The organism is Streptomyces aurantiogriseus (assembly GCF_014649375.1).
Taxonomy (GTDB): domain Bacteria; phylum Actinomycetota; class Actinomycetes; order Streptomycetales; family Streptomycetaceae; genus Streptomyces; species Streptomyces aurantiogriseus.
The window spans coordinates 38940-50229 of record NZ_BMSX01000043.1 but is presented as its reverse complement, the minus strand read 5'-3'; the positions used below and the strand labels follow the sequence as shown (position 1 = coordinate 50229).

General features: G+C 67.7%; 13 protein-coding genes and 1 pseudogene. 7 read left to right on the top strand and 7 right to left on the bottom strand.

Translation table 11 applies throughout. The features are described from left to right. Positions 1-203: 203 nt before the first annotated feature. Positions 204-563, top strand: coding sequence for a UBP-type zinc finger domain-containing protein (locus IE263_RS46370; RefSeq protein ID WP_189944188.1), 360 nt, complete (start codon positions 204-206; stop codon positions 561-563). A gap of 46 nt (positions 564-609) precedes the next feature. Here IE263_RS46370 and IE263_RS46365 read toward each other — a convergent pair whose 3' ends face one another. After that, positions 610-1545 (bottom strand): DUF5996 family protein, encoded by a 936-nt coding sequence (locus IE263_RS46365; RefSeq protein ID WP_189944184.1) that lies wholly within the window; start codon positions 1543-1545, stop codon positions 610-612. 489 nt (positions 1546-2034) lie between these two features. On the opposite strand from IE263_RS46365, the gene IE263_RS46360 reads away from it, so the two are divergent. From IE263_RS46360 to IE263_RS46350, 3 genes are all read left to right on the top strand, one after another. Continuing rightward, positions 2035-2673 (top strand): NADPH-dependent F420 reductase, encoded by a 639-nt coding sequence (locus IE263_RS46360; RefSeq protein ID WP_189944183.1) that lies wholly within the window; start codon positions 2035-2037, stop codon positions 2671-2673. 572 nt (positions 2674-3245) lie between these two features. Beyond that, positions 3246-4025, top strand: a complete 780-nt coding sequence (locus IE263_RS46355) for a hypothetical protein (RefSeq protein WP_189944182.1) — start codon at positions 3246-3248, stop codon at positions 4023-4025. A 198-nt stretch (positions 4026-4223) separates the two neighbouring features. Beyond that, positions 4224-4721 (top strand): NUDIX domain-containing protein, encoded by a 498-nt coding sequence (locus IE263_RS46350; protein WP_189944187.1) that lies wholly within the window; start codon positions 4224-4226, stop codon positions 4719-4721. Between the two features lie 18 nt (positions 4722-4739). Here the strand turns inward: IE263_RS46350 and IE263_RS49295 are convergent, their stop codons facing one another. The 5 genes from IE263_RS49295 to IE263_RS46330 all read right to left on the bottom strand — a co-directional run bounded on the left by IE263_RS49295 (position 4740) and on the right by IE263_RS46330 (position 8581). Beyond that, on the bottom strand, positions 4740-5117 hold the full coding sequence (locus IE263_RS49295; protein WP_229911543.1) for a hypothetical protein: 378 nt from the start codon (positions 5115-5117) through the stop codon (positions 4740-4742). A gap of 99 nt (positions 5118-5216) precedes the next feature. Next, positions 5217-5789, bottom strand: coding sequence for a site-specific integrase (locus IE263_RS49290; RefSeq protein ID WP_229911542.1), 573 nt, complete (start codon positions 5787-5789; stop codon positions 5217-5219). A gap of 1183 nt (positions 5790-6972) precedes the next feature. Next, on the bottom strand, positions 6973-7713 hold the full coding sequence (locus IE263_RS46340) for a tyrosine-type recombinase/integrase (protein ID WP_189944181.1): 741 nt from the start codon (positions 7711-7713) through the stop codon (positions 6973-6975). Between the two features lie 69 nt (positions 7714-7782). Continuing rightward, positions 7783-8016 carry a site-specific integrase gene (locus tag IE263_RS46335; RefSeq protein ID WP_189944180.1) on the bottom strand — a complete coding sequence of 78 codons (234 nt, stop codon included), beginning with the start codon at positions 8014-8016 and terminating at the stop codon, positions 7783-7785. Positions 8017-8044: 28 nt separating this feature from the next. Then, a complete protein-coding gene (locus IE263_RS46330; protein WP_189944179.1) occupies positions 8045-8581 on the bottom strand; it encodes a dihydrofolate reductase family protein in 537 nt (178 codons plus the stop codon). 46 nt (positions 8582-8627) lie between these two features. Between IE263_RS46330 and IE263_RS46325 the strand changes: the two genes are divergently transcribed. The 3 genes and pseudogenes from IE263_RS46325 to IE263_RS46315 all read left to right on the top strand — a co-directional run bounded on the left by IE263_RS46325 (position 8628) and on the right by IE263_RS46315 (position 10093). Then, positions 8628-9125 carry a hypothetical protein gene (locus IE263_RS46325; RefSeq protein WP_126395006.1) on the top strand — a complete coding sequence of 166 codons (498 nt, stop codon included), beginning with the start codon at positions 8628-8630 and terminating at the stop codon, positions 9123-9125. A 166-nt stretch (positions 9126-9291) separates the two neighbouring features. Then, a pseudogene (locus IE263_RS50260) lies at positions 9292-9378 on the top strand (IS5 family transposase); the annotation flags it as partial. A 517-nt stretch (positions 9379-9895) separates the two neighbouring features. After that, a complete protein-coding gene (locus IE263_RS46315; protein ID WP_189944178.1) occupies positions 9896-10093 on the top strand; it encodes a hypothetical protein in 198 nt (65 codons plus the stop codon). A gap of 89 nt (positions 10094-10182) precedes the next feature. On the opposite strand, the gene IE263_RS46310 is transcribed toward IE263_RS46315, so the two are convergent. Continuing rightward, on the bottom strand, positions 10183-10968 hold the full coding sequence (locus IE263_RS46310; RefSeq protein ID WP_189944177.1) for a DUF5995 family protein: 786 nt from the start codon (positions 10966-10968) through the stop codon (positions 10183-10185). Between the last annotated feature and the right edge of the window lie 322 nt (positions 10969-11290).

Below are 11290 nucleotides of genomic sequence, written 5' to 3'. Positions count from 1 at the left end.
CCGCGACGATCACACATCGTCAGCCCTCAACGACATCACGCCGCAAAGGTCAGTAGCGGATCAGCGGCTGGCTCTGCAGCAGATCTCTTGCGGGCGGGGTGGTGCAAGCTCCCCAGTCCGCTCCGCGGCCGTTCAGTCGCCGTCTCCTCCCTCCAGTAAAAGTTCACAAACGTGCCCAAACGGTATGGGCGGGTTCATGTCCGATAGCACGTCAGAGCGCATCCCCGGAATCGACCGACCCCACCGCGTGGCCGAGCGGGGACGGGTGTGTGGAGTGCTTGGCGGGCGACGGCCCCGGATGGTGGTTGCACTTGCGGCGCTGTGCCGCCTGCGGGCATATCGGGTGCTGCGATTCCTCACCCTCCCGGCACGGCACGAAGCACGCGCGTGTGGCCGGGCACTCCGTCTTGACCAGCTTCGAACCCGGAGAGAGCTGGTTCTGGGACGTCGAGACTGAGACGTTTTTCGAGGGGCCGCAACTGTCGCCACCCACCTCCCGCCCGGAATCGCAGCCTGGCCCCAAAGACAAAGTGCCTACTGACCGGCGACGGCACCTGCACTGAGAGCCCCATGGGCGAACGGGAACGGCAGGACTGGACCAGCCACGGGTTACGGCCGGGCCGAGTGCTGGTCCGTAATCCCTCCAGGGCAGGCCAGCCCGGCCACGTCCCAGTCGGCACGCCCCGCTCCGGCCTGGTAGGCGCTGTCGTAGAAGGCGAGCACGGCGCCGCGCGGGTCTGCTTCGGCACGGGCATCGTCGTAGCGGAGCACGGCCAGATGACTGCCGTTGCGCGCCACCCACCGGGCGGATTCTGGTGCGAGCGGCTCCTCCGCCAGCCCTGGTGGCTCTGGAGCGGTGTAGGAGTAGAAGGCGGGTTCGGGGAACGTGTCGTCCCCGAACCAGAAGCCGAAGCTGATCACCTCACGGGAGTACGCCTCACGGGTGACCGGGTCGGCCTCCGCCGGCTGCTCGGCCTGCCGTCCGGAGAACCTGCTGTAGGCGATGTCAAAGGTGTGCCAGAAGTGGTGCACGGGGCTGGCCTTCCCCGAGAATCCAGCCGCGGACTCCTCCAGCACCAGCGCCACTTGGCTGAGGACGCGCCAGTATCGGTTGACCTGAACGGGATCGTAGGCCGCGTGTTCGGTGTCCTCGGCGAAGGGCCGGGATGCGTCCGGCAAGTCGAACGGGTGGGGGGCTGGGATGTCCACTCGGACACCCAGCACGGCGAGAGCGTCCAGGGTCGCGCGGTGGAAGGACGCCACGGACCGGCCGTAGAGCGGGAAGGACACCTCTGTGCCGTCCAGCGAAGCGGCCACCAGCTGGTGCCCGACGAAGTCGAAGTCGATGGTGAACGGATTGCCTTCGGCCTGTCCCATCGGACGGGTGGTGATGCCGCGTCCCGTGAGGTGGAAGGGCACATTCCACCAGTGGTTGCGCCGAACGCTGGAGGCGAGCCGGATCTTGCCGACGACCTGCGCGAACCGGTGCAGCGTCTCCTTGCAGTCCCGCCATTCGGCGAGCGGAATCGGCGGGAAGAGCTCCATGAGCCTTCCTTCCTGTTCACAGCGGCCGGCTGAGCATGGATATCGGCGGACCCCACCCCTCCATGATGGCCGACCCCGCCGCGTGCGGCATGCCGCTCAAGTGCGGACCACGGCTTACGGCATGGCGCCGCGGACTGCACCGCGACCCCGCATCAGGTGGCTAGTTCGCTGCATCGATGGAGCTACAGGCAAGCTCTGGCGGGCTCGGGCTGTGGGCGCTCAACAAGACGGTGATGAAAGCACGGGGCAAGGCGTGAGGCGCGGTGTTCCATGGTCACCCACGATGTCAGCATCCCGACTCGCGCCCGGCATCCGGGTGACAGTGGCCGGCCTTCGCGCACAGCTGTCGGGCCTCGGGACAGGGATGCACCTGCGTCCCTCGGCTCCACACCATGACGCGGCCCTTCGCTCCGGGACAGCCCTGCCCATGGGCAGCGCCGATGGACCCGACGGCGTCGTACGGCTCCGTCCGACCGGAAGGCAGCAGCCGTGAAGATCAACATTGTGGGCCCCGGCAACATGGGCCGCGCCATCGCCACCCGTGCCCTTGCCGGCGGCCATGGCGTGTGCGTGGTCCACCCCGACGCTGCCCCTGCCCGGGCGCTGGCCGAGGAGCTCAAGCAGCGGTTCCCGGACGGCGAGAGTGACTGGGCCGCCTCGGCGGGCCCAGCCGACGTCACCGTGCTCGCACTGTGGTACGACGCGGCACTGCAGGTCGCGAGATCCTTCGGGGCTGCACTGGCCGGGCAGGTCCTCGTGGACATCTGCAACCCCATCGACGTCTCGACCATGGATGGGCGGGTGACACCCCCGGACAGCTCGGCTGCCGAGGAGATCCAGCAGATCGTCGGCACGGACGTGAAGGTCGTCAAAGCGTTCAACACCACCTTCGCCGGCCCGCTGACAACAGGCGAGGGCCATGACTTCCCGCTCGACGTCCTGATCGCCGGAGACGACTCCGCAGCCAAGGACAAGATCGCGGAGTTTGTCCGCTCCGGCGCGATGCGCCCGTTCGACGTAGGACCCCTGCGCAGAGCCCGGGAGCTGGAGGCGATGGGCTTCCTGCACATCTCCCTCCAGCAGCCACTCCAGCTGAACTGGCAGAGCTCGATCAAGATCTTTCCCTGACCGTCCTGGATGCGCGTGCCGTGATGCCGACGCCGTCCCCGGGTGGCAGGCCCTCCACCCGGTACCAGCGAGTTCAAGGGGCGGACCAGCGGAACACCGGCCCTGGCGTGATAGCTCTACGCGAAAAGAACCGCCTCGTGGCTCGCGCTCACCTGTAGCAGCCAAGGGGGCCCCTGGCACTCACCGGGCGGCCCGGCGGGGATGACGCGCGCTCCTGCGGCGGCGGACGATGACCGCCAGGTCCACCGCTGCGATCACAGCGAGTGCGGCGCACACTCCCGCCAACACCGCCAGTTGTGAAGAGGTCGGGCTGCTGCCCGGCCGGGAGTGCGTTGACCACACGGCGCACAGCACCGATGCGGCGATGAAGAGCGGCGTGTAGCCGGACGTGGGACGCAGGTGCCACGGTACGAGGGCGTGCGGGAGATGGCCAATCATCGGCCCGGCCGTCGAGATGTGCCCGTCAGGCCGTTGACCGGGTGCCGCTTCGACGGAGGATGGAGGAAGAGAGCGGGTCTGCGTGGTGAAGTGTGGGCCTCTGACAACTCCGACAGCAGGGAGCGTTTCTTCCGATGACCGCACAGCCCGCACGCCCTGAGCGCACCGGTACCCAGACCGCCTCGGTCATGGATGTCTCGCCGTTCAAACCTTCTCTCGTTAAAGCGGTGTTCAGGGACGTGACCCCGATGCACGTCTCTCGGTCGGCCGCGTGGGCCGCCGCGTCGGTGACGCGGACAGTGCTGACGGAGATCATCGACGGCGCGAGGAGAGCGGCGGCGGAGGAGGCCCGGAAGAAGTTGATCCCCGGGGACCTTCTCTCGGCGATCGACCGGAACGTCGAGCTCGAGGTGGGGGCCAAGTGGTACGACCACAGCCCGACGTTTCGAGGCTTGACCGGTGTCCTGTACGACGCCGAGGGTGTCATCGTGCCTTCTCGTAAGCGCAGCAGGTCGCGCAAACCGAGTGCTGTGGTCGGCGCCCACAGGTTCGAGGCTGGGGTCAAGAAGCTGCTGCGGAGCCAGGGGGTGACGGCCGTCCCGGCGATGGTCCGCGACCTGGACGGAATCGCGAGCGTGTTCCTGACGGACCTCGCCCGGGACGCGGCCATGGTCGTCCGCGAGGGCGGGGTCAAACGTTTCGGTACGGTCACCCTAGGGATGTCGGGCGAACCGGCCCCACCCCCGTTCCTCAAGGATCCCCTCCAGGCCCTGTCCACCCGCAGGGGGGACGGGCGGACCATCGGCAGGGATGACATCCTGGCCGCCACCACGATTCAGTTGTTCGGCGGCAACCTCAGGCAGCGAGCCCTCACCGAAGCACGCGAGGCGACACAGAACACTTCGGCCGGCTGAGCGGGTGCGACCAACATCGCCGCCTGCACCCTCATCTGCTACCGCAGACTCGCCAAATGAGATGGCCTCGAATTGAGAATCGAGACAGGGTCGTGACCTTTCGTCGCGTAAGTGGGGGTTGGAGCTGGAGACTTGGCAGTCCGGCATCGAGGGCTGCTGTCAGTGGGCTCTGCGATCGTGTGCGTCGTGGTTGAAGTCGTGGAACGTGTCGATGCACAGGACCGTGTGCTGGGGCCAGTGAGTCGGAGAGACGCCGTCCGGGAGGGCTGGCTGCACCGGATTGCCGTGGTCGTGTGTCACGACCGGCAGGGTCGGATCCTCGTCCATCGGCGTGCTGAGCAGGTGCCCCGATTCCCGGGGCATTACGAGGTCGGAGTCGGTGGAGCCCTGGGAGTCGGGGAGTCTTATGAGCAGGCAGCTTCCCGTGAGTTGGACGAGGAGTTGGGGGTGTCGGCGGCAGTGCGCTTTCGGTTCAAGTTCCTTAACCGAAGCGGGCTGAGCCCTCACTGGCTTGGGGTGTGCGATGCCGTCGTTCCGCGGGCTGGCATGCCGAACTCGAATGAGGTCGCCTGGCACGGCTGGCTGAGTGAGTCTGACCTGCCGCGGATCCTTCGGGAGTGGACTTTCACCCCCGATAGTCCGGAGATTCTGGATCGGTATTTCGCTCGTCGTGCTGATGGGACGTCTGCGCAGTGACTGTGCTCTTGAGCTGGGTCAGAGGGATGAGGTGTCGGTTGTTCCGAGTTCTCGCGGGGTCGGACCGGCTGGCGTTGGTGTGTCCGCGAGTCGTGCAGCGAGGGCGGTGACCGCCTCGGGGTCGCCCTCAAGGGCTTCTCGCTCGTCGTCGGTCAGGTTGAGCTGTTCGAGCATTGCGTCGATGCCGTCCCTAACGGCCAGGAGTTGGCCGCGACTTGAGGTCTTGGGGACGTAGAACGGGCAGCGTGCGCAGGCCAGCCGGTGGGGGCACTTGGCGAAGAAGTCGTAGGAGCAGTAGCCCTCGCCCAGGTCGTAGTACTTCCAGGGCTGCTCGCCGTCGGCGGCAGCGCCCGTGAGGATGGATTCACGGTCGATGAGGACCTGGATGGTGCGCACGTTCCGGGCGAAGTAGTCGGCGCGCTTGTAGGCCGCTGACAGAGTCCGTTGGAGGATCTTGGCGTAGTGGCGGGTGCTGGATGGGTGCTTGTGTCCTAGTCATTGCTGCAGGTCAGCCAGGGACAGAGGGTCCTTTGCGTTCAGTAGTTGGGTGGCGATCGTGGCGCGAGCCCGGTGGCTGGTGAGTGCGCCGCGGGAGTCGGACTCGGGGATGCCGGCCTTCGCGCAGAGAATCGGGATGAGCTTGTCGTTGAGGTAGGCGGAGCCGATGAGCTGAGCTCGGTAGCAGAACAGGTGCTGGCGTCGCTGTGCGGTCTTGCGGTCGGTGATGTCCGGCTGGGCAGGGCGAACGTCCTTCCAGGCATCGATGAGCTCACCGACGATGGGGTCGACCGGCTTGGAGAACGCCGCCGTCGTCTTGTTCGCCGGGATGTGCAGCAGGCAGACGCGGTAGGTCTCGCCGCTGTCGCGGTCGGTGGCCTGGTCCCAGCGGACGCATTCAAGTTCGAGACGGCGTATCTCGTCCATCCGGAGCCCGCCGAACAGCCACACCCCGACCAGGGCGCGGATCATTTCGATCGGGTAGTAGTTCGCGTGCCATCCAGCAGCCTTCGCCCGTGGTGTCCCGTAGGCGCGCAGGTCGTCGGCGGTCAGCGTCAGTCCGGCGGCCATGAGCTTGGCCCAGGCGGCATCGTCGATGATCCGGGGGTCCGGGTCGCGCCCGGCCCGGACCGACAGCGGCAGAGCCAGCCAGGACGCGGCGGGGAGCGAACCTGCGGGTGATCCATTCCCATTGGATCAGGTCGCAGAAGAAGCTGCGTATCGAGTCGACCCGTCCAGTCTTCCCGCCGACGTTCAAGGGCTCGCCCCAGCCGGTGCGGTTGCGGTTGTGGCCGGCCCATTGGCCGCGAACCGCGATCATGGTGTCCGCGATGTACTCAGCGGCGATGTCACGCGTCCAGGCTTGCGGGCTCGTCGCCTCCGGGTGCCGTTCGGCCGCCCATCGCCCGGCCACCAGCAGCAAGGGGAACTTGGTGCGGACGGTGCCGGGCTCGTTGGTGCTGAACTTCCGCCAGCGCAGGACCATCTCCAACCACTCCGGCGGGACCGAGGCCACGGTCTCCGGACGCGTTCCGCGCTGCTGGTGCCCGTTGACCAGCGGCTCGGGATTGAAGCCGTTGGCCGCCAGGACCCGGGACATCTTGAAGAACCCGCGGCGTCGCGCACTGGATGCGGGATGGTCGGCGACCAGGTCCTGCAGCAGTTCCAGAGTCACGTCCTTCAGGTGCGGGCTGCCGACGCTGAGCAGGGCATCGAGCACGGAGGAACGGACCAACTCCGGCTGCGATTTCGGCGAGGTCTCCCAGCGTTCCAGCAGCGTGCAGACCTGCTCCAGCGCGGGATCGACGGCCCCGTGGCCGAAGACGAAGTCGCCAGCGGGCGCAGTTTGGGCATCTGGACCCGGTGGTGGAGTCGTCGGTGTCCGCCGAAGAGGTAGCCCCAGGCCACCAGGTGGGCCCGGCGCCGGTGACGGATCTCGCCCGTGACGGAGGCGACAAATGCTGTCCAGGTCTGCTCGTCCCAGGCCCAGTAGGCCAGGGAGCGTCGGCCGACTTCCATCAGGAGCATGTTGCGGGCCGAGTCGGTCAGCGCGTTGCCCCACCGCGCCGAGACCGCCTCCAGCGGATCGATCAGCCAGGCCAGAGCGACACGGTTTCGCTCGTGGATCACCTGATGATCCAGCCCGGCCAGGCGGCCGAGGGCCGCCCGTTCTTCTGCAGTCAGAACTGGGCGATGAGCAGCGGTTTTGGCGCGTACTGCGCAAGCGAGGCAGGTGCTGGCCGTTCGGTCGCGCTCACCGGACTGCCGCCAGTGCTGCCAGCAGGTTCTCCCTGTCCTGCTGGATCGATGCGGACGCGCGGTGCAGCCGAGCGGCAGGCTCCCGGCCGGACAGATGGATGTAACGCATGGTGGTTGCCAAGTCTCGGTGGCCGGCGTACTGGGCGATCTGGTCGATGGTCCAGTCGGCGCGGGCCAGATCGGTCAGCCGTAAGTGCCGGAAGGTGTGAGTGGACAGCCGTGCGGCACCGGCCCTGCGGGCGATGCCTTCGACGGTCTTTGACCAGGTGGAAGGCCCCAGCGGCTTGCCGTAGTTGCGGCTGGAGGCGGATCGGAAGAGCGGTCCGTCGATACGGCCGAACATGCCGCGTCGTTCGTTGAGGTAGGCCAAGAACAGCCGAGACGAGGTGACGTCGAAGGCGACTTCCCTGGCCCGCTGGAACTTGGTCGTCTCTGCCCGCAGATGGATCAGGCGGTGCGCGTGCTCGAAGTCCCCGACATCGAGTTGGACCAACTCCTCTCGGCACAAGGCACCGTCATAGGCGAGCGTGACCATGAGCCGGTTGCGTAACGACTCCTCGGCGCACGCAAAGAGGATCCGCTGCCAGACGTCCTCGTTGGGGATCCAAGGCGCCTGCTCGAAGCGCCGCACGAGCCCCTGCCGAGGACGACGGCCACGGCGGCTCGACTGCCCCCGACGTACCAGGTTCCGTTCACGCAACCCGTCTTCCACCAGGTACTCGTAGAAGGACCGCACGGCCACCACACGTTGCTGGACGGTCGCGTTCGCCAGTCCCGTCTCCGGATGCAGCGGCGCCTTCGCTGATCACTGGCGGGGACGGTCGAGCATGTCCCCGATCCAGGCGGCAACCGTGTCCGCACCGGCCAGTACGGGATCTGTGCCTTCAACTGCACAGAACCGCAGGTGGTCCTCGACCGCCCGCCCGTACGCGTCGATCGTGTTGGAAGCTCGACCGATGTTCGCCATGAACTGCAGCCACCGTCGGGCCAGTTGATGTTCAGCGAGAGTGGGGAACTTGCCCCACGGGATGGGGGCCATGACAGCAGGCTAGTAGTTGCGACCGTGCCTACTTGCGCACGTGGAAGCGCAGCATGGTGACCCCGCCCGACTGGACGTTGCTGAACGGTTCCAGGTCGATCCGGTCGAGGCCCGGCGGCGCGAAGCGGACGCCGTCGCCGAGCAGCACCGGCAGCACGTACACAAGGATCTCGTCGACGAGGCCGCGCTGCAGGCACTGGGCGGCCACGTCGGCGCCGAGGATCTCCAGGTTCTTGTCACCGGCGGCGCGGCGTGCCGTGGCCACGGCTTCCTCGATGCCGCAGGTGAGGAAGGTGACGTTGGGGTCCGGCTCGTCGGGCGGGCGGTGGGTGAGGACGAACTGCGCCCCGCCGTCGTAGTCGGTCTTCTCGTCGGACATGCGCTTGCCGACCTCGTACGTGCCCCGGCCGATGAGCATGGCGCCCGTGGCCGCCATGACCTCCGGGAACGTCGCCGACGTCATGTGCTCGAAGATCCAGTCCATCGTGTGGCCGGGACCGGCGATGAACCCATCGAGGGACATCACCCTGTTCACGACCACTTTGCCGGTGCTCGCATCCGTCATGCGTCTTCTCCAAGCAGGTGGAGGGCCGGGATCGCATCATAGGTCAGTGAGCAACATCTTCTCCGGCGGTAGCCACGACCTGGACCTGTCCAATGGCGCCACCGCGGTGTTCATCGACGTGCTGATGCTGGCCGTGTCCGATCTCGCCTCCGAGGACTGGGACTTCCGCTTCGCGGCGCTGCTGACCCTGCAGGACCAGAACGTCATGGGGCGCGGTGCCGTCGGGTTCGACCTGGCGGAGTTCGACTGGGGTGCGACGGAGCGGGAACGCGCCCGCGCGAAGGACTTCGTGCTGCGTGCCACAGCACTCGCGGCGAGCGGACATCGCTGGAGCGAGCTGGGCTACCACCCGCCCCGCGTGCATGACTACCTGCACCGCTTCACGACCATGGTGGAGTCCTGCACGCCGCCCGCCGACAGCAGTGCCGCACGCGGCTTCCCCGGCCCGGACGAGGCCGCGATGGCCTCGTGCGTGCGCCACCGCGTCCTCAGCGCGCTCCCGCTCTGGGACGGCTGCTTCCTCTGCAATCGGCCGCACTACTAGCCCGGCTCGATTCCACATAAGGCGGGCCCTGCCCGCCGACTTCCCGCCCTGGCGCACGGTCTGGGGGTTCATGGCCCGCTGGGCGGTGGCCGGGATCATCGGACAGATCCGCGACCATCTGGCGGGCCAGATCCGCCGCGACCTGGGCAAAGGCCCCCGGGCCGTGGCCACCGTGATCGACTCCCAGAGCGTGAAAGCCGCGGAAACCGTCTCCAAGGCCACCCGCGGCTACGACGCGGGCAAGAAAATCAACTGTGAAACGCAGTCGTGACCGCCGGCGGCGACGTTGGACGGCTCGGTGCACAGCCGTGCGGGTTGCGCATCTGCGTGGGCAGCAGTGCCAAGTCCTTCGTAGGCGTGTTCGGGAAGCGACGTCGTACGGTCTTGTCGCGGGCGGCGGTCCGCCAGTCCCGACCGGTCCTGTCGCACCAGCGCAGATACAACGACACGCCCTCCGCGTACGCCTTCGTCGTCGCCGCCCGCCCCCGCGCCAGCCGCATCTCCCTCAGAAAGCGATCAGGAGCCTCAACCACCCGCACCGCGTCGTCCACCACAGTCCAATACCGGACACCTGACGGCATCCGGACAGGAAAAGCACGCACTTGCACCCCTGCTCCACGAGTCGACCGCACCGATCCACCGCAGAGCCACACCCCCTGAGAACCGCCGCCGCACCCCCACCGAGGGCACGATGTACGACGTCACACCACGATCAGAGAACCCCCAGAGAATGCCCGCTCCCGGACACGACCCCCGGGAACGCTGGCGCCATGTCCGTGCCGCGCCGTGAGCGCAGCACCACCCGTCCCGCGTCCACGGAGAACAAGGCCCGGAAACCGCCCCACCTGGGCTCGCCGGGCCACCACGGCAGCAGAACAGGATCACGCACGGGGATGGCCGGCATCGGCTCCGACAGCGTCCACGTCACGCACCATGCCTTCCAGCCCGACCATCCGCCGCCCGGGTGACCGCCACGGCCTCCCTCCGCCTGGTGAGCCGAGCCGAGTCCCTTTTGCACCGGCTCCAGCGGGATGCCGGACGGTCGATCCGCCGGACCTCACCCCGTCCCCTGCCGGGCGGAGGGTCGCTCCATGGCGTTGTCCAGATGAGTGATGACGGCCGGCACATCATCACTCTCGGTGCTCCGGATCAGCTGCAGGGCCGGCCGGACGAGGCCGCCCGGTCGCGCCAGCAACCGTGCGAGCACAGCGGCCCGGATGTCGAGCCGCTCGATGGTGGCCTCGCGCTCCTCTTCGTTCTGGCCGGCGAGCAGGACGGCGTTGTACCACGCCTCCTCGCGGGACTGACGGACGCTGAAGTCGAGGATCCGCTCGTCGGTGCGGGCTCCGACCTGGTCCAGCAGCGACATGAGTGGCGACAGGGCGCCGACCGAGTCCTGGACCTCCAGTACCACCCGCCCAAGGATGTCGTTGATCAGCAGAAAGTCGCGCCGTAACGCGTGGATGGCCTCACCTGGGCTGGTCCGCGCGGCGGCGATGGCCAGGTCGAGGTTGATGTGCGCGTTCACGCCGAGTAGCAGGTGCTGGACGATGACGGTGTCGGCGTCGTCGAGCAGCCCGAACGTTTCGCGCCAACAACGCGGCCCGCTCTGGTCACGACGCCAGGCGTCGTACGCGTCGAAGTAGCGGTTGCCGAAGAGCGTGTCGAAACGGTCCATTCGGGCGCCGTCGTCGAACAGCCCACCGTGAATGGCCGTGCGGACCTCAACGGTCACCTGCCGGTACAGCGCCGCGAAGTACCCGACCCGGTCACCGGCGCGGCCGGCCTCCCGCACGATCCCGGCAAGCCCGTCCACGACATCGTCGATGTTCTCTGCCGCCATGCCCAACTCCCCTCTCGCGGTCCCCTCGTTCGGCCCGCACTCTGGCTGCTGTCCGCAGTGCCGATCACAGCCCCGTCCTACCACCGCACACCGGGGAGGATCCCCGCCCTACAGGAACCGGGACGGGAGCCCCGCTCGTCTCCCCACCACGGCCACGGCCACGGCGCACACCGGGGAACGGGACTGTGCGTGGGGCCCTGAGTGCTGCCCGTGCCTGATCCAGGCATCCCAAGAAGGGGCAAGACAACCGATGTGACTACCGGCTCCGACGCAGATGATTCCGGCCAAGGAAGCCCAACTGCAAGTCAGTTGGCACAAACTC

Bases quoted from the DNA above. Each gene is read 5' to 3' on its own strand.
- IE263_RS46310 (WP_189944177.1), bottom strand. From the start codon at position 10,968: ATGGCGGCAGAGAACATCGACGATGTCGTGGACGGGCTTGCCGGGATC.
- IE263_RS46365 (WP_189944184.1), bottom strand. From the start codon at position 1,545: ATGGAGCTCTTCCCGCCGATTCCGCTCGCCGAATGGCGGGACTGCAAG.
- IE263_RS46355 (WP_189944182.1), top strand. From the start codon at position 3,246: ATGACCGCACAGCCCGCACGCCCTGAGCGCACCGGTACCCAGACCGCC.
- IE263_RS46330 (WP_189944179.1), bottom strand. From the start codon at position 8,581: ATGACGGATGCGAGCACCGGCAAAGTGGTCGTGAACAGGGTGATGTCC.
- IE263_RS49290 (WP_229911542.1), bottom strand. From the start codon at position 5,789: ATGGCCGCCGGACTGACGCTGACCGCCGACGACCTGCGCGCCTACGGG.
- IE263_RS46335 (WP_189944180.1), bottom strand. From the start codon at position 8,016: ATGGCCCCCATCCCGTGGGGCAAGTTCCCCACTCTCGCTGAACATCAA.
- IE263_RS46315 (WP_189944178.1), top strand. From the start codon at position 9,896: ATGTCCGTGCCGCGCCGTGAGCGCAGCACCACCCGTCCCGCGTCCACG.